The sequence below is a fragment of the Lachnospira pectinoschiza genome (genome assembly GCF_020564355.1).
Classification (GTDB): Bacteria; Bacillota; Clostridia; order Lachnospirales; family Lachnospiraceae; genus Lachnospira; species Lachnospira intestinalis.
Window position 1 is genome coordinate 44,369 of record NZ_JAJCRR010000007.1, and the last position, 22,979, is coordinate 67,347.

Annotated in this window: 14 protein-coding genes, 1 tRNA gene and 5 pseudogenes; 15 read left to right on the plus strand and 5 right to left on the minus strand. The window is 37.8% G+C overall.

Annotated elements, in window-relative coordinates; genetic code table 11:
- Window position 1: 1 nt before the first annotated feature.
- From LI288_RS13255 to LI288_RS14735, 4 genes and pseudogenes are all read left to right on the plus strand, one after another.
- Window positions 2-754 (plus strand): alpha/beta hydrolase, encoded by a 753-nt coding sequence (locus LI288_RS13255; protein ID WP_227090872.1) that lies wholly within the window; start codon window positions 2-4, stop codon window positions 752-754.
- Between the two features lie 29 nt (window positions 755-783).
- Complete coding sequence (bilR, locus tag LI288_RS13260) at window positions 784-2,718, plus strand: bilirubin reductase, long form (protein WP_227090873.1); 1,935 nt, start codon at window positions 784-786, stop codon at window positions 2,716-2,718.
- Window positions 2,719-2,862: 144 nt separating this feature from the next.
- Window positions 2,863-3,540, plus strand: a pseudogene (locus LI288_RS13265) (transposase); the annotation flags it as partial.
- Window positions 3,519-3,716: a hypothetical protein gene (locus tag LI288_RS14735; RefSeq protein WP_369122878.1), complete on the plus strand. Its 198-nt coding sequence runs from the start codon at window positions 3,519-3,521 to the stop codon at window positions 3,714-3,716. The pseudogene LI288_RS13265 and the gene LI288_RS14735, both read left to right, overlap by 22 nt.
- 251 nt (window positions 3,717-3,967) lie before the next feature.
- Here the strand turns inward: LI288_RS14735 and LI288_RS13270 are convergent, their stop codons facing one another.
- Window positions 3,968-4,135, minus strand: coding sequence for a hypothetical protein (locus LI288_RS13270; RefSeq protein ID WP_227090877.1), 168 nt, complete (start codon window positions 4,133-4,135; stop codon window positions 3,968-3,970).
- Complete coding sequence (locus LI288_RS14360) at window positions 4,123-4,251, minus strand: hypothetical protein (protein WP_264473994.1); 129 nt, start codon at window positions 4,249-4,251, stop codon at window positions 4,123-4,125. Before LI288_RS14360 ends, LI288_RS13270 begins: the two co-directional genes overlap by 13 nt.
- Window positions 4,252-4,759: 508 nt before the next feature.
- Here LI288_RS14360 and LI288_RS13275 point away from each other — a divergent pair.
- From LI288_RS13275 to LI288_RS13310, 8 genes and pseudogenes are all read left to right on the plus strand, one after another.
- The gene (locus LI288_RS13275; protein ID WP_227090879.1) at window positions 4,760-12,085 is read left to right on the plus strand and encodes a pectinesterase family protein; all 7,326 of its coding nucleotides are present in this window, start codon (window positions 4,760-4,762) and stop codon (window positions 12,083-12,085) included.
- A 225-nt stretch (window positions 12,086-12,310) separates the two neighbouring features.
- Complete coding sequence (locus LI288_RS13280) at window positions 12,311-13,405, plus strand: HD-GYP domain-containing protein (protein ID WP_227090881.1); 1,095 nt, start codon at window positions 12,311-12,313, stop codon at window positions 13,403-13,405.
- A gap of 27 nt (window positions 13,406-13,432) precedes the next feature.
- A complete protein-coding gene (locus tag LI288_RS13285) occupies window positions 13,433-14,344 on the plus strand; it encodes a DUF3881 family protein (RefSeq protein WP_227090883.1) in 912 nt (303 codons plus the stop codon).
- Between the two features lie 116 nt (window positions 14,345-14,460).
- Window positions 14,461-16,530 carry a methyl-accepting chemotaxis protein gene (locus tag LI288_RS13290; RefSeq protein ID WP_227090885.1) on the plus strand — a complete coding sequence of 690 codons (2,070 nt, stop codon included), beginning with the start codon at window positions 14,461-14,463 and terminating at the stop codon, window positions 16,528-16,530.
- An 81-nt stretch (window positions 16,531-16,611) separates the two neighbouring features.
- A tRNA-Arg gene (locus LI288_RS13295) sits at window positions 16,612-16,683 on the plus strand.
- A gap of 171 nt (window positions 16,684-16,854) precedes the next feature.
- Window positions 16,855-17,073 (plus strand): ParB N-terminal domain-containing protein, encoded by a 219-nt coding sequence (locus LI288_RS13300; RefSeq protein WP_264473995.1) that lies wholly within the window; start codon window positions 16,855-16,857, stop codon window positions 17,071-17,073.
- 27 nt (window positions 17,074-17,100) lie between these two features.
- Window positions 17,101-17,224: pseudogene (locus LI288_RS14685) on the plus strand (ParA family protein); the annotation flags it as partial.
- 66 nt (window positions 17,225-17,290) lie between these two features.
- Window positions 17,291-17,533, plus strand: coding sequence for a hypothetical protein (locus tag LI288_RS13310; protein WP_227090887.1), 243 nt, complete (start codon window positions 17,291-17,293; stop codon window positions 17,531-17,533).
- Between the two features lie 32 nt (window positions 17,534-17,565).
- Here LI288_RS13310 and LI288_RS13315 read toward each other — a convergent pair whose 3' ends face one another.
- From LI288_RS13315 to LI288_RS13325, 3 genes and pseudogenes are all read right to left on the minus strand, one after another.
- On the minus strand, window positions 17,566-17,853 hold the full coding sequence (locus LI288_RS13315; protein WP_227091053.1) for a helix-turn-helix domain-containing protein: 288 nt from the start codon (window positions 17,851-17,853) through the stop codon (window positions 17,566-17,568).
- A gap of 2 nt (window positions 17,854-17,855) precedes the next feature.
- Window positions 17,856-18,221: pseudogene (locus LI288_RS13320) on the minus strand (type II toxin-antitoxin system RelE/ParE family toxin).
- A 328-nt stretch (window positions 18,222-18,549) separates the two neighbouring features.
- Entirely contained in the window at window positions 18,550-19,392 is an 843-nt protein-coding gene (locus tag LI288_RS13325; protein ID WP_227090889.1) for a helix-turn-helix domain-containing protein, read from the minus strand.
- Between the two features lie 146 nt (window positions 19,393-19,538).
- On the opposite strand from LI288_RS13325, the pseudogene LI288_RS13330 reads away from it, so the two are divergent.
- The 3 genes and pseudogenes from LI288_RS13330 to LI288_RS13335 form a co-directional block, all read left to right on the plus strand.
- Window positions 19,539-20,984, plus strand: a pseudogene (locus LI288_RS13330) (ABC transporter ATP-binding protein); the annotation flags it as partial.
- Window positions 20,958-21,072, plus strand: a pseudogene (locus tag LI288_RS14800) (ATP-binding cassette domain-containing protein); the annotation flags it as partial. The pseudogenes LI288_RS13330 and LI288_RS14800, both read left to right, overlap by 27 nt.
- Before the next feature lie 229 nt (window positions 21,073-21,301).
- A complete protein-coding gene (locus tag LI288_RS13335) occupies window positions 21,302-22,945 on the plus strand; it encodes an ABC transporter ATP-binding protein (protein ID WP_227090893.1) in 1,644 nt (547 codons plus the stop codon).
- Window positions 22,946-22,979: the final 34 nt, after the last annotated feature.

Below are 22,979 nucleotides of genomic sequence, written 5' to 3' on the forward strand. Positions count from 1 at the left end.
ATTGACAAAACAAGTAGAAATCACAAACCGTGATGGACACATCTTACGCGGAATAGTTAACATTCCAGAAGATGGCACAAGATTTCCTGCTATTGTAAATGTACATGGCTTTACAGGGAATAAAAGCGGTTACAAAAGTATTTATACGCACACAGCCAGATTCTTAGCTGAACATGGATTTGCCAGTGTCCGTTTTGATTTATACGGAAATGGTGAAAGTGATGGTGAATTCGAGGACATGACCTTTACAGGTATCCTACACGATATCGAGGATATTATAAACTGGACTAAAACACAAGATTTTGCCAATCCAGATAAGATTATCTTATCTGGTCAGAGTATGGGAGGATACGCAGCTGCTACTGCCGCTCCTATTGTTAATCCTTATGCTCTCATGCTTATGTGTCCAGGTGCTGGAATGTGGTTTGGATGTAAGGATCGTGCTGAAGCCATGGAAGCTAAGGGGATCACCAAGGCCGATATTGAAGGACTCACTTTCCCAACATCTTTTAATCATGATTTATTTAATTATGAGCCATTCTCGTCAGCAGAAGGATACAACGGACCAGTCCTCCTTATAAGAGGAACTGCAGATGATTTGGTAGATGATGCAACATGCCATAGATATGAGTCACTTTACAATGGAAAATGCAATTATAAAACAATTGAAGGCGCTAACCACAATTTTGCCAGTGCTTTTGCAAGAGCAGAATTAGACAAATTAATGTTAGAGTTTTTAACACCACTTAAATAGTATACTCAATTTGAAAGGAAGTATGAACAATGAAATTATTAGAGCCTATAAAAGTTGGAAATATTGAGTTTAAAAACCGTATTATGTTCCCACCACTTACAACAGGATATGAAGAAAAAGATGGTTCAATTGGAGAACAAAGTTTTCGTTTTTACGAGCGTCTCGCAAAAGGCGGTGTCGGATATATAGTAATTGGAGATGTTGCACCACTTCCAACATTCTCTCCTACACCAAAGCTTTATTCATCTGAACAGGTTCAAAGCTTCAAAAGACTTGCTGACGCATGTCATGAAAATGGCGCAAAACTTGGAATTCAGTTATTCCATCCTGACTACAATGTTAAAGCTTTAAACGACTTGTTCCATCAGGGCAAAATGCAGGAGGCAAGAGCTAAACTTCACCATGATATGCAGCACTTTGTAAATGAAGTTACTGCAGAAGAGCTTGATGAAATAATAAAGCATATGGAAAACTGTGCTATCTTAGCACACGAAGCTGGTGTTGATTGTATTGAAGTACATGGAGACCGTCTTGTTGGTTCTCTCTGCTCTCCTATTTTAAATCATAGAACTGATGAATATGGCGGTGACCTGGCTAATCGTACACGTTTTGCATTAACACTCGTAAAAAGATTAAAAACAATCGTACCTGACATGGTTATCGACTACAAGCTTCCTATAGTTACTCCTCTTGGAGAAAATAGTTTTAGAGGAAAAGGTGGTCTTCCACTTGATGAAGCTTGCATTTTTGCTAAAGAATTAGAAGCTTGCGGTGTTGACACATTACATGTTGCACAGGCTAACCATACTGGAAATATGGGTGATACAATCCCTGCCATGGGAACACAGCCATACGGATTTATGGTTTCTTATTCTAAAAAAATCAAAGAGCTTGTATCTATTCCTGTATCTGTAGTAGGCCGTATCGTTACACCAGAAGCTGCTGAAGCAGTTATTACAAATGGTTCTGCTGATATTATTGGATTAGGTCGTTCTCTTCTCACAGACCCTGACTTTGCAAACAAATGTGCAGATGGACATTGCTGTAATGTCAGAACATGTATGATGTGTAATAAAGGATGTACAGATAATATTCAGAATCGTGCTTTCTTAAGTTGTGTACTTAATGCTGAAAATGGTTACGAAGGATCCCGTCAGATTACTCCTGCAGCATCAACAAAGAATATAGCAATTATTGGTGCTGGTATTGCTGGACTTGAAGCTGCACGTGTTGCTGCATTAAGAGGACATCATGTAACTATATTTGAGAAATCACTTCAGATTGGTGGTCAGTTACTTATTGCTAGTGTACCTCCAAGAAAAGAAGAAATGATGAGAAGCATTAATTATTATACAAATGTACTTCCTGAATTGGATGTAACATTCAGGCTTGGTCAGGAATTCACATCCCAAGATTATAATTCATTCGATGAAGTAATTGTGGCAACAGGAGCAAACAATGCAATAATCCCTGTTCCTGGCAAAGATCTTCCAACTGTAGCAAGTGCATGGGATGTACTTGCCAAGAAAGAAATCGTATTCGGTAATGTTTCTGTAATCGGTGGTGGTCTTGTAGGTGTTGAAACCGCTGAATATTTGGCTTCACGCGGATGTAAGGTTACAATTATTGAAATGATGGATCAGATTGCAAAAGAAGAAAGTAACACTATTTTACCTACTCTAATGAGGGAATTAGAGCATTATAATGTTCAAATAGTAACATCTGCAAAATTATCAGAAATTAAAGATGATTCTGTAGTTGTTGAAAAAACAATAGATGACAATACATCAACAGAAGAAATTGCTTCAGACTTTGTTGTAATGGCTGTTGGTGCAAGAAAGAATCTTCCAGAGCTTTCAGATTGTCCTCTCCCACTTCACTATATTGGTGATTGTGCCGGAGAACGTCCAAGTAATATTGATCATGCTATTAAATCAGCATATGATGTAGCATGTGAAATATAAATTATTAATTACCCTATTACCACAAAGGGGCTGTCGCACTAAGAAATTAGTGCGATGCCCCTTTTTTATGTTAATGTGGTATATAATCTAAAAAAAATAAATCCCAGGCTTCGAAAACCCTGGGATTTATGGTAAAATATTAGCATGCTACTACATAATAAATTACAAAAAGATTATACTTTAAATCAGAGTGGATATCAACTAAAACTTCCACTCGAATTAGAAACAATTATTCCTAAGAATGATTCTGTGCGGTTACTCAGTCAGTTTGTAGAGGAGATGGATGTGACTGATTTATATTCTACTTATGATAGAATAAATTCTTTATCGCCAAGAACACTTTTGAAGATTGTTTTATACTCTTACATGAATGGTGATTATTCATCCCGTTCTATGGAATTAAACTGCAAAAGAGATATCAATTTCATGTTTCTTTTAGAAGGACATTCTGCACCTGACCATGCAACACTTGCACGATTCAGGAGCATTCATTTTGCCCCTTGTTCTAAGCGTATTCTCGCAGAAGTTTCAAATATCCTTTTTGATTTAGGTGAAATATCCGGTGAAACTATCTTTATTGATGGTACAAAAATCGAGGCAAATGCCAATAAATATACTTTCGTGTGGAAAAAAGCCGTTACAAAAAATCAGGCAAAACTGTTAATTAAGTTAGCTGATTTTGTAGCTGAATGTGAACAACTCTATGACATAAAAATAGTTTATGGAAATGTAATAAAAATCAAACATTTAAAGAGACTACGCAAGAAGCTGTATGCTCTCAAAAATGCTGGAAATATCACATTCGTGCATGGTATAGGCAAGGCTCATTTGGAGACATAAAACAGGACATGCAGTTCAGAAGATACCTAAGCAAAGGGACTGCGAATGTACTCGCTGAAAGTACTCTTTTAGCAATTGCAAGAAACATAAATAAACTTCATAATAAGATTCAGAACGGGAAGACAGGAACACATTTATTTCCTTTAAAAAGTGCCTGAATTTAGAAATATCAAAATAAAAATTTTTAAAACCTATATAGGTTTATTAAAGTACGCCAATTTTTGGAACATCCCACTTATTTTAATAAATAGTAGCTTAAAAATCGTATTTTTATAGGAAAAAGAGGCTGGTACCCTAACGATTTTCAATCGTTAAAGTGACAGCCCCATTATACAAAAGGTACTTCGTGCCAGTGGTGCGCTCTTTTTATGGCAGACACGGTTAATCATTTGGTTGTGACCGGGTCTGTTTATTTGACTTCTGTGGATATACTTTGTGCCAGTTCGGCTACTGTTTCCTGTGGAAGTTCTGTATGAAATGCTACCTCTGTGATACTTTTACCGTTTTTTAGAAGCTTTACAGCAGACTGGACTTTTTTAATTCCGGCAGCTTTGGCATACCGGGTTAAGTCACCCATCTGGCAGAGCCGCCGTAAAGCTGATTTTTTAGTACCTGTGGTATCGGTGTTTCTTTACTACTGATAATTTCAAAACTGGAATCCGTAATCCGTTCCTGCTCACTGCCGTCGGGCATTTTAATAAAATGCTCATTTTGCAGCAGGCAGACGGTTCCTTTCTTTTATTATACTGGACTTGTGGGATTGTCGACAAGCATTTCAATGGATTTTCTAAAATTTTTTCAAGTCTTTTGGGATTTCAAACCGGTTATAAATGGTGTTTGAACGAATATAGAATGACATTTCAGAATCCGCAGTAAATTCCAAAAACCGTGAAAAAATACAGACGAAATCTAAAAAACTTAGATTTCAACAGTTAATCAGATTTTAAACACATATTAATTGATATAAAACTGTGCTTAAACTGAGATTTAGAATATATTCTATTGGTATAATAACATATTATTGCACATTTGGCAATAGCAATGGAAAATATAATAAAATCAGTGGTTTTTACTAAAATACAGCCAAAAATCAGTTGTCGTCTTTTGTCGAATATAGTACTCTAGAACTACATAAGGCTAATTTCTATACAAAAGAAGAATGATACTAAGGGAAAAAATAAACAAAAAAGGAGAGAGAAAAATGGACAGAATTCAACGCAAAAAACCGGAATTCCGGCGGATTGCAGCGATGATTATGGCGGTAGCCATGATTATTTCCGTGATACCGTTTCCGGAAGGGCTGTTTCATGTAACAGCGGCGGCAGCAGTAAAGATGTCGGCAACATGGACAGCTGCCAATTCAACATTAACCGATTCCGACGATGCCGAGGCGGCAAGTGTAAAAGGCGGAAAACTTACCAATGATACAGGCGATACGATTCAGATTTCAGGAACAGCCACATTTACAAAAAGGGATAGTGACTTTCTGGCAAATAACGGGGTGTCTTTGGACATTCCGGTTGTAGAGGGCGCAAAGACCTGTACGCTTACAATCGTATCTTATTATGATATTACAGAAAGTAATGCAAATCCAGTGCTTGTAAGCGGCATGGAGAATGTAAAAATCACAAGAACAGGAACAGGCGACTGGTCAACTTATACGATTACCGGTACACCGGATAAAAATGTGTCGGCAGTGACACTCACCATGCAGAAGCAGGAGTATTTTAGGTCTGTACAGGCAGATTCTTCAACCAGCCTTGCAGTGACTTCTGCCGGCTTTGCCGAAGGCGGGGACACGACGGCAGAATGGACTTACAGCAACGGAAGTGTAGTAGCTTCTAATTCGGCAAGCTCCATTCAGAAGACAACGGGAACCTATACAAATACAGACGGGGATGTCTTATATGTAGATGCATCTGCAGGTAAATTTGCACCGGATACGACTCAACAGTATAGAATCCAGATTAATGCAACAACCCAGATGACGATTCCGGCAGCGGGAGAGAAAGCAACTTTAACACTTATTATTAATAAAAATAATATTAGCACAGATACACAAAGCGTGCTAACAGATAAATATTTGAGTCTTTCAGGCACAGGTCTTTTAAAGGCAGAATGTACAAAAAATGAAGTGTATTTGGAAGATAACAATTACAGAAAAGTAGAAATTACCTGCTATCTGGATGGTGATGAAGGTGAATTAACATTAACAGCATTATCAAATACTTATTTTAAGTCCCTTGCCATTGCCTGTGAAACACTCGACAAGACAACGATTAAAGGAAGTATTACATCTTCTGCAGAAATCCCTGATGGAACAGCCATTGTTGCAACCAATCAGACAACAAAACTTTCCTATACGGGTGTAATTACAAACGGAACGTATGAGATCGCCGTTCCGGCAGAAGATGAAGAAATGACTTATGAACTGTCAGTCAGTGATGCAGAATATCAGATTGCATCCGGTGTGACAACACATGTTATCAGTAAAGACAAGAGTGCAGACATTACAGCGAATTTAAAGCTGGTGAAATTAAGTACCTGTGTTGTAACAGGCAGTATCAGCGGATTTGCTGATGATTATGATATCAGCAGACTGGATGTTTTGTTTAAGGCAGCTGGGGAAACAGAGTATGTGCCGGAAGTTACAGTAGATACAAAGAACAAGACCTATACGGCAAAGCTCGAAAAGGATATGCCGTACAGTGTAGCATTACAGGGTGTCAATGACTATGAACTGACTGCACCGGCAGAAAATGTTACCTATTCAGAAGACAGTACACTGAATATGACGGTAGCATTAAAGCCTACGTATCAGGTATCGCTTACGCTGCCGGATACACCGGATTTAAGCGGTAAAAATATCACGTATACCTATATAAATCAGGATGACGGATATACTTATATATTTAGTAATAAGGAAGCAATCTCATTAAGAGACGGTACGTATCTGTTACAGCTTTCAGGAGATTTTCTTGCACAGCCGTATTGCGTAAAGAGTGGTTTATATGTAACGGTTGCAGGGAAAAAAGCTGCACAGACACTTACATTTGAAGAAGTGACAAGCTGGTCCTTTGTATACAGTGATGATGGAAATTACTATCAGCAGAGTATCAATGGAACAACCGGTTATTATAATGGACTTTATGTTGATGCAGCAACAGGTAAGCTTGTACCAAACGGTCCTACACCGAATTCAGCACAGTTTACGACAGGCGCAAAGATTTCCGTGCCGGTCAGCGGAAAATGTACGATTTCGGTTGAAGCATATCAGGCGGAGCGTGCGCTGTATACAATCGGAGGAACTGCGGCAGATACGACAACGGCGGTTTCTACCTATACCTATGATTCAGAAGAAGCCGGAACGGTAGAAATCGTATCAACGGGAAGCGCATATCTTTGTAAAATATCCGTTGTCTATGCAGCAAAGGACGTAGAATATGTTGAGCAGCCGGAAATGCCAAAGACATATGATTACGGTACACCGGATGCGCTGGTTGTACAGCCGACAGGTCAAAGACTGGTCGTTACACAGACAGGTGGTACTTTAACCGGAAAAGAAAGTATCAGTGACAGTGTCAGCTACTTTGGATTTAATGAAACAGCGGATATAAATAAGCTCACGGCAGATGTGACGATTTTAGAGTGCGGCACAAGCAGTTCTAACGGCGTGTTCTTTGGCGCATTTAACGGAAACGGCATTGCAACGGCAGGTATCCGTAAAGGTACGGAATTAAAGATGATTTATTCCAAATCTTCATCAGAAATGGTGGGTGCGGCAGGTGCACTGACAGGAAATGTGACTTTAGGAACACGTGTCAGATTTGAACTTGTAAAGACAGATGAAGGTCTGGTTATCAGCATTACACCAAAAGACGATAAAGAGCAGCAGATCGTTTATAAATATAGTTCAACAATGCTGCTTCAGACAGACCGTGAAAATACAGCCGTGTCCTATGGTTTTGTATTTGCAGGGGTCAAGGCTGTGATTCAGAATATGAAATATACAGCAGAAGACGGAACGTGTCTGTATGACCAGAACGCATGTTATTATGCGCAGGGTACGGCACCGGTAGTTGAAAGTGTAACAGCACAGCAGGCAGAAACAAGAGATTACATTACCGTAAGCTGGACGAATTCAGTAGAAGCAGACGGTGACGGTATGTATGTGATTCAGGTATCAGATGACGGCGGTCAGACATGGAAAAATGTGGACACGGCTATTACAGATACAACATACCGGTATGAGCTGAAAAATGCCGGGAATTATAATTTCAGAGTCTGCGGAAAACTCGGTGTAAGCGGAGAGTACAATGACTTTGTTCAGACCGATGCGATTACGGTGATAGCACCGTTAAGTACACCGGCTGTCAGCATTTCCTCAACGGCAGACAAAGTAAAGCTTGCCTGGGATAAGGTATATGATGCAACAGCGTATGACGTATACCGTTATTCTTATGATGAAACAGAGGAAAATGCTAAGAAAATTGCAACGACAACAGAATGTGCTTACGAGGATACGGACGTAACTGAAGAAATGCCGTATTACTATTATATTGTTGCCAATTCTTACATCGGAACCACATTGGATAACTATAGCAATCCGTCAGAAACGGTATGGGCAGTGCCAAGTGCCGGACATAAGGGAGATTATGTATACGAGGATGATGCGGTAGGATTTACGATTACAAAGAGGTCTTATGACACTGTATTTGATGGTAAGATTACCCTTGAAGGTGTCGTTGAAAAGGTGGCAGATGTTTCACTGGTGATTAACGGAGAAACAGTAGACACACAGAGTGTGAAAGCCAAAGAAACCTTTGCATTTGACGATAAGGAGATTGCACAGGGCAGAAATGATGTGGAATTACGGTTCACGGATAAAGATGGCAATATCACAAGAGAAACCTTTAATTTTGTGTATCTGACGAATTATCAGAAAGTAGTTGATGCTGCTTATGATGGAACAGACGGCGAAGAGGTAAATGGAATTGCAACCTACAAGACCGTACAGGCAGCAGTCAATTCTGTAGCAGCGTCCAATACACGGCGCGTTGTGATTTTTGTTAAAGAAGGCGATTACGAAGAACATCTTTCAGTGACATCACCGTATATTACACTCATTGGTGAAGACAGTGAAAAGACAAGAATTTATTATGATACCAAAGAATGGGTCGGCGGTGACATGAGCCAGCGCTGTGCAGTCAGCATCGGAAAGGCGGCAACCGGATTTTCAGCAGAAAACCTGACCATTGAAAATACATACAAATACCTTGGTGACGGTTCGCTTTCCAATGAATCCTGCGATGCATTAAGAAATGATGCAGAAAATACTTTGTATGTTAATGTAAGAATTTTAGGATATCAGGATACACTTTGTGCTAATGCAGGAACACAGTATTATTACAAGTGTTATATTGCAGGAAATGTAGACTTTATTTACGGAAATGAGCCAAGGGCATTCTTTAATGACTGTAAGCTGGTATTCCGTTATAGCGCAGCTAAAAATTCCGGCTATGTATGTGCTCCAAAGACAGGAGCTGATGCGGCATACGGACTGACATTTTACAAGTGCCGTGTGCTTTCGGAAACGGGCTGTTCAGGCAGCAGATATTACCTTGCAAGACCGTGGGGAGCAGATGCCTATATTACATGGATTGACTGTTACATGGGTAAAATTCTCCGTGCCAATACTGCAAATCCGTATTCGGATATGAGCGGAAATCCGGCAGCAGGCGCAAGATTCTTTGAATTTGGAAGCTTTGGACCGGGTTATGCAATTAATGTTAACAGAAGACAGATTTCATCCGCAAAGGCGGAAGAAATGACAACCACCGGTTATTTAGGCTGGGATCCATATACAATCGTAGCGATGATTGGCGGAAGATATGTGGGAACCGTAAATACCGGTATTGAGAACAAATTTGTTGAGAAAGAATACGTATCCGATACCTATTCCGGCATGGAAGGTGATGATACCGGACTGGATAAATATGTACTCGAAGGATACGCACAGAGCGGAAAGACAACCGGCGGCGGATTATTAATGGAATCTTCTAAGGATTATTACACCGCAGGTTCAGCCGAAGAATTTTTACAGGCTATCCAGAGTATAAAAGCAAGCGGCAGACCGTCCGTGCTCGAACTGACAAGTGATATTGCACTGGGAACGAACGAGGTTGAGGGCTTTGAGAATTACAAAGCATTTATTACGGCACATAAGCTTGCACCGCTGACACACCCGACACTGATACAGACAGGTGTATCCATGTTAAAGTTACAGGATATGAGTAACTTGACGATTTACTCAAAGAACGGTGCAAAGATTACACATACCTGCATTGATGTTACAGGTTCAAGCAACATCATTATCAGAAACATCGAATTTGATGAAATCTGGGAGTGGGATGATGAAACCGAAGGCGCATATGACCGTAATGACTGGGACTACATGACAATTGAAAAGGGAAGTTCCAATATCTGGATTGACCATTGTACGTTCTATAAAGCATATGACGGTGTGATTGATGTTAAGACACCAGCAGACAGCAGCAATGTAACCATTTCATGGTGTGAATTTTTACCGGCGAGTGAAGACAGCGTATTTTTTGATACGATGATGAATGCCATGAAGGAAAATCCGGACAACTATCCGTATTATAAGCATTTACTGGAAGCGGGCATGACAGATCAGCAGATTTATAACTATGCATATGGACAGAAAAAGACACATCTGCTCGGACAGTCCGATACAGATACGTCAGCTAAAAACATTACCGTAACACTGGCAAACAATTACTACAAGGATTCAATGGACAGAATGCCAAGACTGCGTTTTGGTACGGCACACGTTTATAACTGTATTATGGATGCACAGGATTTAAGAGATATGCGTCTGGATATCCAGAATACAGTCGGTTCGGCATTTTCACAGAAGATTGTAAGCAACGGCGCTTCTTCAAACTGCGGTGCGCACATGCTTCTTGAAAACTGCTATATGTCCGGCATGACTAACGCATTAATCAGTGGTAACGGTGACAGTGAGGCCGGCTATATTAATGCATTTAACACGATGTATCTGCTGGATAGCAAAGAACAAGAATTAAAGATAACTTTGAACACGCATAAAGAAGGCGAAACGGCATTAGTTCAGGACAGAGGAGAATTTATAGAAAATCTTCCATACAGCGGCTACACCCTGTATGCGGCATCAGACCTTGAAACACAGGTGCAGCCTTACACAGGTGCCGGAAAGCTGACGATGACAACACTGCAGTGGGAAAAGACAGCTTACAATGATGTACATAAAGAACACACAGAGCATACATGGAATGACGGAGCAATCGAAAAAGAAGCAACCTGTACCGAAGCGGGCGTAAAAGTTTACACTTGTACAGTCTGCGGAGACACAAAGAAAGAAGAAATTCCGGCAACAGGACATGTATGGGATGAAGGTAAGGTTACAACAGAAGCAACGACAGAAGCCGAGGGCGTAAAGACGTACACCTGTACAATCTGTGGGGATACGAAGACCGAAGCGATTCCGAAACTTGATGATAATGATAACAAAGGTGATACCGATGACGACAACAACGGTAAAACCGACGTAAGCATTGATGTTGTTGCAGGTGAAAATACACCGGTAGTTGCAGTTGAGGGAACAACCGATGACATTGTAAAGAAGGTTCTGACACAGGAAGAACAAAAGTCTGCGGCCAATGGTGCAAAGACAGCGATATCTCTTCATATAGCAGATATTACCGCAACCGTTTCAGATACAGAGAAGGAACTGATAGCAAAGAAGTTATCAGACGGACAGAGTGCCGGAATGTATCTTGATATTGTATTAAAAGCGGCAGTTGGAGAAAGTACCCGTGTTGTTACAGATACAAATGAGGCGCTGACAATGAAGATTACAGTTCCTGAGAGCCTTCGCAATACGGATACATCAAAGAAGAGAACGTATGATATTGTAAGAGTTCATGGAAAGGATGCAGTTGTTTTATCTTCTGAATTCAATCAGGATGATATGACCATTACATTTACAACCGGTCAGTTCTCAACTTACGCAGTTGTGTATAAAGATACGGCTGTGACACCGGAACAGCCGACAATACCGGAACAGCCGACAACACCGGAACAGCCGACAATACCGGAGCAGCCGACGACACCGGAGCAGCCGACAACACCGGAGCAGCCGACAACACCGGAACAGCCGACAACACCGGAACAGCCGACGACACCGGAGCAGCCGACGACACCGGAACAGCCGACGACACCGGAGCAGCCGACAACATCGGAACAGCCGACAACATCGGCACAGCCGGAAAATCCGACAATCCAGAATACGGAGAGTACGGAAAAAACAACAGCGGCAGACAATGCAGCAGAGGAAACACAGGTTCAGACAGGTGATTCTGTTTCATCTGGCAAGGTGGCCGGCATCGTGATTATTCTGATTGCCAGCATGGCAGTGATTGGTTTTGTACTTTTTAAAAAGAAAAAAAACGATACAGAAGAATAGTTGCAGATATCATAGGCGGGGAATTTTGACCGCAACATCTGATTGCATAAATAATTAAAAAAATGAAAAAAAGCGGGCGCTAAATGAGAGTTAGGCGTCCGCTTTGTCTTGTAAAAAATATAAATTTATGATATCTTTAATAGAAAGGATTGGATAAAAAATAAAAGCTGTATACAGGAATAAATTTATATGCAGAAGTTATTGGAGTAACGGATTGGAGTTATTATGATACGTGTGGATGTAAAAGATTTAAAAGGTGATGAAATACTGGCAGCCCCTGTGATGTCAGCATCTGATACGGTTCTTGTACAGTCCGATACAGAGTTAAAGGAAGAATATATTCAAAAGCTGACGGACCAGCGGATCGGCTATGTATATGTAAAAGAACAGACCGGCAGCGGACAGATTGTAAAAGAACGGAAAGAAGAAAAAGAGCCGCAGCAAAAGAAAATATACAGGCTGGATGAAACGACAGACCGTTCAAGGGAAATTGTCGCGGGGATTCTTGACAGACATATTTATAAACATAATTCGGATTTAAAAAAGATTGGAGAGGCGGCAGAAAATATTATTGATTCTGTACTTTCAGACCATGATGTCCTGACCAATGTGACGGAAATCCGCAATGTCAGTACAGATATGTATACACACTGTATTAATGTGTGTTCATTATCAACCATTCTGGCATTGAAGCTGAAGATGACAGAGCGTCAGGTACATAATGTGGCGCTTGGGGCGATTCTGCATGATATTGGCTTAAAGTATATCCGCGTACCGTATGAGAATATTAGTATTGAAGATATGAATTACAGGGATTTACTGGAATATAAAAAGCATACCATCTATGGATACAGCTCTGTAGAAAAAGAAGAATGGCTGTCCGATACGGCAAAAGAGATTATTCTTCTTCACCATGAAAACGTAAAGGGAACAGGCTTTCCGTTCCAGCAGAGAAATGGCAAGTTAAAGGCAGAAGTGCGCTTAGTATCCGTTTGTGATGATTTTGACAGCCTGGTGAGTGGAATCGGTAACCGGAAGATGAAGATTTATGAAGCCATCGAGTATATCAAGGTGCATACGGGCATGGAATATGATGCGACCATTGCGAATAAGCTGCTTGAATCGGTAGCAGTGTATCCGGTTGGCATGAATGTCATGACGAATGAAGGAGAAATCGGTGTGGTTGTACGCCAGAACCGGGAGGTTACAGACCGTCCGGTAATCCGTATGCTGCGATATGCAGATGGAACAGATTATAAAGAAGAAGTGGAAAAAGATTTGTTAAAGTATCTGACGGTATTTATTGTCGATACATTATAAGCAGAGGAGTTTATTCAAAAATAATATATGAATTTATATATGAGAGCGCTTGGATTTTCAAGGATGGATTCCAAAGCTGAGGCAGAATTTATACAAGAGGGGATAAAAGAGTGCATTGATGAGGGGCTGGTGCTGAAAAATCAAAAATTAAACAGGGGTTCAATGGTGGTAGCAGCAGGCGAATCCATGGGCGTTTATATTTATGGAAGATATGAGGAAAACCGGTTTGTCTATGAATATCATTTTCCATTTTTAATGGGAAGCGTGGGAACGCAGAATGATGAGATTACGATAGAGCGGCATCTGGATAAGGAGTCGTTTGCAGCAGTCTGTGATGAGGCAAAGACAGGGGTTACGCTGATTTTTTATTTACAGAATATTATGGATTATCTGGATTATCTGGTTAAAGCAGCAGGGAATCAGAAGCTTCCGGAACTGCTGGACACAAGAGGTGCTTCCGTAAAAAATCCGGTTCCGGGTAAACGGGCAGTCATGACGGCATTATCCATTGGCGGGATGATACTGCTTCCAATCCGCAAAAAGCAGGAAAAGGATAAAGAAGCGGAGGAAAGCAGAAGACGGCGTATTGCGGCAGCTAAAAGGGGTGATGAACAGGCAATGGAGAGCCTGACCCTTGAAGATATTGATACTTATACGGAAATCTCACACCGTATTATCCATGAAGATGTGTTTTCCATCGTAGATTCAACATTTATGCCGTGCGGTGTCGAATGTGACCAGTATTCTGTGATGGGGGAAATTCTGGAGTTGTCGGAGGTAAGAAATACTTATACAGATGAGAAAGTCTACCAGATGACACTGGAATGTAACAATATGGTGTTCCGCATGGCGATTAACGAAGCGGATCTGCTGGGGGAACCGGCAGTCGGACGGCGTTTTAAGGGACAGGTATGGCTTCAGGGCAGAGTGCAATTTTAATAAAATGTTAATAAAATATTAATTTTGCAAAATAAATGGCAATTTATAGGAGATTGTGTTAGTATGAAACAGTGAATAACTATAAGAGTTTAAGAATATTAATAGGAGATGAAATTATGAGTAAGAAACTTCGTGGAATCGGAGTGCAGCTTGTCGGATTTTTTGTACTGGCAATTTTGATTCCAACATTGATACTTGCATTCAGGGCAATAGAAACAACAAAATCAGCCCAGACAGAAAATTTGAAGCTGACAAGTGTACAGACATTACAGGAAACCAAGATGGGATTTACTAATTATCTGAAAAATATCAGTCAGCCAATAGACCTTTTAACAAGAAATGATGCCGTAAAGCATCTGGAAGACAGGGGCGATTATGATACGAATGTAACAACAGTACAGGATGCATTAATTGCTTCCGTTAAAGTTACAAACGGTGCAGAAAGAGCGTATTTTTCAACTGTTACGGGACACCTGATCACAGGCTGGACAGAGTGGGATAATACAAAGAATAAGCTGGGTAACAAAAAGTCTATCCAGGACGGTGTGAATAATACAGCAAAAGACTGGTATAAGTCTACAATCGGTTCACCTGCAAGAAACAGCGTATATGCACAGTTTACAGATCCTTATACAGATTCACAGGGAAATACTGTCATTACCGTTTCACAGGAAATCAAGTATTCAGATAACAGCAACTATGGTGCAGTTGCCATGGATATTAATTTTGAAGAAATGACCAATTATGTACAGAGCATCGGTCTGTTAAATACAGGTTATGTGGTTCTTGTAAACAAAGATGGTAAGATTATTGTAAATAACGATAAGAATACATATTCTTCAGACAGCGTAGGCAGCTACAATTTCTGGAGTAAGTTAAACGCAGAGTCGCCGGAAGAAATTTACAATGTTCAGGATTTTGATGAAAAGATTAACGGAAAGACAGTACACGTTGTAGTAGCCAGAGATGAAATTACAGACTGGACACTGGTTGGTTTTATCAGTTCCAATGAAACAGCAAGCGTTGTGAATAAGATTGTTAATGCAACGATTTCATCCGGTATTATTTCATTTATCATCGGTATTGTCATTGCATTATTTGTAACAATGATGTTTACAAAGGAAATCAAGAAGATTAACAGTGTTATGCAGGCTGTTGCAGACGGTGATTTAACACAGAGAATTCCAATTAAGAAGAAGAATGAGTTTGGTGAACTTGAAGGTAACTTTAATGAAATGGTTGATAATGTATCCATACTGATTAAGGATGTGGAAGAACGTTCACAGGTTATTATCAAGGCATCAGATAATATTTCTGAGATTTCCAAGACAACAACCGAAACAACAAATCAGGTTTCTGAAGCAATCCAGAGTGTATCCATCGGGGCACAGGGGCAGGCGGAAAGCACGAACAATGCGACGAAGGAAGTTGAAAATCTCGCAGAGAGATTACACGAAACAAAGGCATATGTCAGTGATATTAACGATATGTCGATTGAAACCCAGCAGATGAGTAACAAGGGTATCACGATTGTAGAAGATTTAATCGGCAAGGGCGAGCAGTCTATTGAAAATTCAAAGATTTCCCAGTCCGTTGTAGATGAAATGATTCAGAGTATTGAAAAGATTAACTTCATTTCCAATGCCATTACAGAAATTACAGAACAGACGAATCTGTTATCACTGAATGCAAGTATTGAAGCGGCAAGAGCAGGTGAGAGCGGCAGAGGTTTCGCAGTTGTAGCCGATGAAATCAGAAAGCTTGCAGAACAGTCACAGCAGTCAACAGATGAAATCAAGCAGATTGTTGCCGAGATTACAGATAAGTCTGCACTGGTTGAAAAGACACTTGATGAAACGAACCAGATTATTACTGAACAGAACCAGTCTATTCAGGATACAAAGGATCTGTTTAATACAATTTCAACATCTATCAATGCCTTAACGGAAGGTCTTGACAATATTGCCAAGTTAAATGAGCAGATGGATAACAGCAGAGGAAATGTAATTGACAGAATGGAAGATGTCGCTTCTATTTCTACAGAAACAGCAGCTGCATCCGAAGAAGTAACTGCTTCCGCAGAAGAAGTTAATGCAACAATGCACAATTTAAATCAGTGCACAGTAGAGCTTGATGAAATCGCAGTTGCATTAAAAGAAGCAATCAACAAGTTCAAGTTACAGTAGGCATAACGAGAAAGCAATTGACCGTTTTAGCTAATTGTGATAGAATAAGGACAGTCTGAAATCTTCAGACTGTCCTTATTTGTTCTCTTAGTTAAATGGATATAACGAGCGCCTCCTAAGCGCTAGTTGTGGGTTCGATTCCCGCAGGGAACATTGATTTTTTGCTTGAAAAAAACAGGCATGGTGGAGTATCGCTCAGATTAGATTAAAAATTCTAGTCTGGGCGATTTTTTTGTTTAGGGAAAAGGGGAAAATTAAGGTGATCGGTGACGGCCAGATGATTGAACTACAGGACAGTATCAAAAATATGGAGTCCTGAATCCATTGATTGTCCGGCCGAGGAAAGAAGGATGCTATGCGATCATTTCAGGGCACAGAAGGAAATATGCAGCGGAGCGACTGGGGTATAAGAAAATTCTTGATGCAATGGAGGCAACTCAGTGTACGCCATCACTTTCGCAGGAAATCAGGATCAAGAAATTAAGTGAGGCTGGAAAGCTTACAGAAAATGAAGTAGAAGGAATTAATCAGCCTGGGATATGAGGAGTCGGATGAAATGGAGTATTCACTGGCAACATTGAATTATCAGCCATTGAGGTGTCTTTGGTAAATGTAATGAGCAGGGAACAGATTCTTCGTTCTATGGTAGGATAAGCTGAGAGAATTTTATGATTACATCATTATTGATTGTATCCAATACAGAAAAGGCAGAGCAGGCATCTAGGAAAAGCAGAATATCAAAAGCGAAGGAGGAAAGGACATGAACCAGAAAGAGTTCAATGAAGTGATCGTCAGGCAGACAGCTCATTGTAAATTCATGCTGAATACCACATCGAAAGCAGCACTTATGGGGATGTTATCCAAACATCTGATCTCTGTATCGGATATGTGTATGGATGAGCAGCAGTATTCCAAAGAGCAGTGGGATGAGAAAATTACCGACAGTATTAACTATTTCCTGATTCTTTGTGCGATTGTAGCTTTTGGTTCCACTGGGAGATAAGGAGAACCTCTTCGCAGAGATTCTCCTTGATTTTAAACGGTAGGTTTTGTAGGTTTTACTGTAAGCTGTAAACCGAGATGCTGAAAAATATTAAGCAGTGTTCCGAGATTTGGGGTTGTTTTGCAGGATTCGATCCGTGCTACGGATGATTGTGGAATACCACACATAGCAGCAAGCTCTCTCTGGCTAAGTCCAAGAGAAGTACGCTGTTTTACCATGGCACTTATGATGGAGGAAATATTTTCAACTTCATCGATGTCTTTTCCAATTTCAGGATCAACGGTTCTTACATGTTCCTTATAGTCATTCCAGGTTTTCATAATCATTCAGCCTCCTTTCGGGCAAGATAATCATCACGTTCGGCCTTTGCTCGTTCAATTTCACGTTTGGGAGTCTTTTGAGTTTTCTTGCGGAATTGATGTAAAAGCACAAAGGTATCATTTTTGAAATAAAAATATAAAACACGGTTATTGCCTGGGCGAAGCTCCCAGATATCATCATCAAGGTGTTTTGTGATATTTTCATTAAGCCGTGTACCATTATCTTCGAGGAGCTGGATGTACAAACTTATTTGCTTGTATTGAATACGGGCATCTTTGTTTGTAGCTGCTTTGACTCGAAGAGATTCAAGAAAATCTCAAAGCTCTGATCTGCCATTGGAATCTTCGTAAAATTCAATGTTGTACATTAGTATATGTTTTCCAAGTGGAAATATTTATTCTATATACACGATAGCATTTATGCTATCAAAAAGCAAATAAAAAATGAAAGAAGAAACAAAATTTGAGTGAAAAAATATAAAATTAGTAATTGCCGAGAAACCTTCGGTGGCAGGATTGGAAATGATTAACTTCATTTTCAATCCTGTCAAGGGTTATCCACAAGAAAAATTTTTTCATTTTCGGCACTTTTCATAATGGCTTATGAAGGGGTGTGAACTGTAACCAAATTGATACAAGTTTTATGATAAATTTATATAAAGCTTTATAATTAGATATGAACTTGCATAGCTCAAATTAGAAAATTCCATCTATGCAAGTTTTTCTATATTTTGAAGGAGAACAATTAAATTTTTTCTGAAATACAGTAGCTAAATAATTAGCATTAGAAAAGCCAGTTTTATAAGCTATCTGACTAATTGATAATTGTGTATTTCCAAGTAATAACTGAGCATGTTGCAATTTGGTTGCTGTTAAATAATCAGTATAAGAACAGCCGGTTACTTCTTTGAATAAGCGAGAAAAATGTGATGTTGATAAAGATATGTATTTCGCAGCATCATCTATTGTAGGATTATACTCCAGATTATTTTCAATATAAACAAGAACGTCATGTATTCGCGAATCAAATTTATTAAAAAGCAATTGCGAAGATTCTATAGGCAAATGTTCCTGATATATTGTAAAAAATAATTTATGTAACATACCAGTTAAAATTAGTTGCGAATAAGGAGTATTATTGTTATATTCCTGATACATTTCTTCAAACTGGGATTTTATCTTTATTTGCGATTCAGGTAAAAAATGCAAATAGTCTGTACATAATATGTCAAATTCTGATTGTCCAACTAAATTAATTGCTGGCTGTAATGCTTCAAGTCGAAATTTAATTATGTATCGTTCATAGGGAATATCAGACATTGCACAATTTCGATGATATACATTCGGTTTACTTATCCCAACATCTCCGGAATGTGCAATTTTAATATTTTCATAGGAAAACCATTTACGATCTCCACTGACAAGATATCCTAACATATAATGATCAGAAGCTGCTTGCATGTGTGGCATAGAATATGATGCTTCTTTTATCTTGTGGTCTACATGTATTATCTCATTTGAATTCAGAGGGATTGGCATTTGTATCTCCTTATATTCATTATATTGTACACATAATAGCATCAAATTAGAGAAAGTGCAACAAAATTGATAGTATATTTAATGTAATTATTAATAAAAACTCATATAATTTAATACATACTAAAAGGATTAAACATGGAGGTTATATGAAGAAACAAAATATTTATTTAAAACTATCTGTAAAGTATATTTACTATTTTTTATTATTTACTGTATTTTCTTATTTTTTATCCCATATCTTAGTTGAAGGTTCCGAAATAATATTTGTAGCAATTAATGATATGATTGCGGGTAAGTTTGTTAATCTTAAATCAATTTTTTTTACAATATTGATTTTTGTTATCCTGTCTACGTTAATTTCTTTTTTTAAGAAACTTTGTGGAGAGCAATTTAGTTTGGTAATACAGAAGGAAAGCAAGAATTATATTGTAAAAAAAATTGAAGAGATTGAATATGCATACATTAATGAACATACAGGAACTCTAATTACAAAATTAATTTCAGATATTGAAAAAATAGGCCAACTTTATTCTGAAATAATCCCAGAGATTTTTCAATCAATTATTACAATTATAGCATTAAGTTATTCAATATTTAAAATGGATTGGAGACTCTTACTGAGTATCGTGATTTGCTATCCTTTAGTAATGTGTATAAGCAACAATCTATCTAAAAATATTAATAGATTAGCAAAGTCTAGGAGAGCAAAGTATGATGAATTGACACAAGTAGCTAATGATGATATTGCAGGAATTGCAATAGCACGTAGCTATGGTTTAAATAAAATATTAAATGAACGAGTAGAAAAAATTGCAAACGATATTTTAGGAAATGAAATTTATCGTAATAAGTATCAAGCAATTGGAAACGTAATTCAGAGCTTAGTCAAATGGATTCCTAGTGTTATCTGTTCTCTAATTGCATTGATGGAATTTTTTAAAGGACAGTTATCCATAGGAGATATGATGGCTTTTATTATTTTGTTTAATAAAATATCATCTCCCATGAGTGAATTACCTTTTAAAATAAATGATGGAAGAGAATTATTAATATCAATAAAAAGAATAAATGAGATAATGGCTGCTCCAAAAGAGCATTCAGGAACATATTGTGGAAATGCCTCTGATTTATCAAAAACGGAAAGTGTAATATGTTTTAAGGATGTTTCGTTTTGGTATAACTCTAATCGTGAAAAGAGAATTTTTGATAAATTGAATATAGATATTAAAAAAGGGACTACAACAGCAATTGTAGGATCATCTGGTGTAGGAAAATCTACATTATTTAAAATTATATGCGGTTTAGAAAAAGTAAGAGAAGGAGATTATTACCTATACAAACAAAATTTTAGGAATTGGAATTTAACAGCTGCAAGAAAAGAGATTGCTCTGGTATCACAGAATGTATTTTTATTTGCAGATACAATTTTTTCTAATATTACTTATGGTATGGATGATGTGTCTATAGAAGCCGTGATAGATGCATGTAAAGCTGCGTGTATTCACGATTATATTATTACCTTACCGGATGGATATCAAACTTTTATTGGAGAGAATGGAGTAAATTTGTCGGGCGGACAAAGGCAAAGATTAACTATTGCTAGAGCATTTCTAAAATCATCTTCTATCTTATTATTGGACGAACCAACATCCGCTTTAGATGTAAAAACGGAAGAAGCGATAAATAGAATAATAGAAACAAGAAAGAACAATCAAACAGTGATTATCATTGCTCATAGATTGTCAACTATACGTAATGCAGATGATATTATTGTTTTACATAAAGGTAAAGTCGCTGAAAGAGGATGTCATTTTGAATTATTAGGTAAAGAAGGTTTATATTCAAAATTGTACAATAACGAACGTGAAACAGGAATAGAATAAAATTATTAGTATATAGGAGTAGTGCTATGACACAGAAAAATGTTTTTTGGAAGTTTTTAGGTTTATTAGAAAACAGATTAATGATATATATTGTATCTATAATAATGATGACAACCTTTTATGCTGTATTTGAAGTTACAGGTTCGCTTTTTGTAAAATCTATATTTGATATTGCAGAAAAAGGAAATTATGAAGATGTAAGTGTAACTATGGGATTCTACTTATTGATAGGAATAGTTGCAGTATGTATTGCTTCAATGTTTATGTATATTTACAATAATGAAGCAAAAAAAGGTTCTATAGAAATAAAGAAGAAGGTATTTTCTAAAACATTAAATTTTCCAATGGAATTCTATGATACACATCATAGTGGTGAATTGCTATCACGTTTAATTTATGATACAGATAAAGCAAGTGAAATATATTCATCCAGATTAAGGAGAGTGTTGGCTCCTATAATTTCCGTTTTGGTATATATAATAATAATGTTTATAATCAATCCAGCAATGACATTAGTTCTTGTTCTTTTGAATATTTTACTTTTTTTACTTAATACATTAATATCTAAACCAATGAAAAAAGTAGGAAAAGAGTCCGCAGAAAAAAGTGCAATAATGACAGAAAAATTATCTAATATGTTGACCGGTATAGAGGTAAATAAAATGTACGATTTTATGCATCATAACCGGAAGAAATATGAACTAGCTAATAAAGAATATTGTTATGTACAGAGGAAAAGAATGTACTTAGTTAGTATTTTAGAATCTCTTAATGTTGCTTTTGATATGTTGTGTGCATTACTTTTTTTAGTTATAGGTATTTATTTTTTACAACATCAATTAGTTTCTTTGGGAGATATTGCAGCAGTATATACTATATATGCTGCACTTAGTTTACAATTTATGCAATTAGGTAAATATTATCCTGAATTGATGAATTGTATATCTTTTGCAGAGAGAATATTTTCTTTTCTGGATGAGAAAGAAGAATGTACTGAAATGGTAAATGACATACAAATTGATAGCACTTATGAATCTAGTGCAATTAATATTGATAATTTATCTTTTCAATATAATGTAGCTACACCCGTTTTAAATCAAGTAACAATAACAATACCTAAAAATAAAAATGTGGCATTAATAGGTAGATCGGGATGTGGTAAAAGTACAATAGCAAAACTTCTATTAGGTTTTTATCCAATTTCTTCTGGCGATATTAAATTTTTTGGAAAATCTATTAAAGAGCTTGGATTAGAAAATGTAAGAGCATTGATAGCATATGTTCCTCAAGAAGCATATTTGTTTGAAACAAATATTATCGAGAATATACGATATGGTAAACCGAATGCAACAGATGCAGAAATTATAAATGCAGCAAAATTAGCTAATGCTCATGATTTTATTATGAAGCAAGCCGATAAATATCAAACCATGATAATTGGCAACGGCCACAATTTGTCTGGAGGAGAAAAACAAAGAATAGCAATGGCTAGAGCCATAATAAAAAATTCACCAATTATAATTTTAGATGAAGCAACTTCTGCACTGGACAATGAATCAGAATTTCTTATACAAGATACAATTACAAAATTGAAAAAAACAAAAACTATTATTACGATTGCACATAAACAAGCAACCATAGATTTTGCAGATATCGTAATTGAATTATAACAATTGGATTACCCCCAGATGATAGTGTCAAATG

Bases quoted from the DNA above. Each gene is read 5' to 3' on its own strand.
- LI288_RS13270 (WP_227090877.1), bottom strand. From the start codon at position 4,135: ATGGGTGACTTAACCCGGTATGCCAAAGCTGCCGGAATTAAAAAAGTC.
- LI288_RS13285 (WP_227090883.1), top strand. From the start codon at position 13,433: ATGAATTTATATATGAGAGCGCTTGGATTTTCAAGGATGGATTCCAAA.
- bilR (WP_227090873.1), top strand. From the start codon at position 784: ATGAAATTATTAGAGCCTATAAAAGTTGGAAATATTGAGTTTAAAAAC.
- LI288_RS13275 (WP_227090879.1), top strand. From the start codon at position 4,760: ATGGACAGAATTCAACGCAAAAAACCGGAATTCCGGCGGATTGCAGCG.
- LI288_RS14360 (WP_264473994.1), bottom strand. From the start codon at position 4,251: ATGCCCGACGGCAGTGAGCAGGAACGGATTACGGATTCCAGTTTTGAA.
- LI288_RS13290 (WP_227090885.1), top strand. From the start codon at position 14,461: ATGAGTAAGAAACTTCGTGGAATCGGAGTGCAGCTTGTCGGATTTTTT.
- LI288_RS13325 (WP_227090889.1), bottom strand. From the start codon at position 19,392: ATGCCAATCCCTCTGAATTCAAATGAGATAATACATGTAGACCACAAG.
- LI288_RS13310 (WP_227090887.1), top strand. From the start codon at position 17,291: ATGAACCAGAAAGAGTTCAATGAAGTGATCGTCAGGCAGACAGCTCAT.
- LI288_RS13280 (WP_227090881.1), top strand. From the start codon at position 12,311: ATGATACGTGTGGATGTAAAAGATTTAAAAGGTGATGAAATACTGGCA.
- LI288_RS13315 (WP_227091053.1), bottom strand. From the start codon at position 17,853: ATGAAAACCTGGAATGACTATAAGGAACATGTAAGAACCGTTGATCCT.
- LI288_RS13335 (WP_227090893.1), top strand. From the start codon at position 21,302: ATGACACAGAAAAATGTTTTTTGGAAGTTTTTAGGTTTATTAGAAAAC.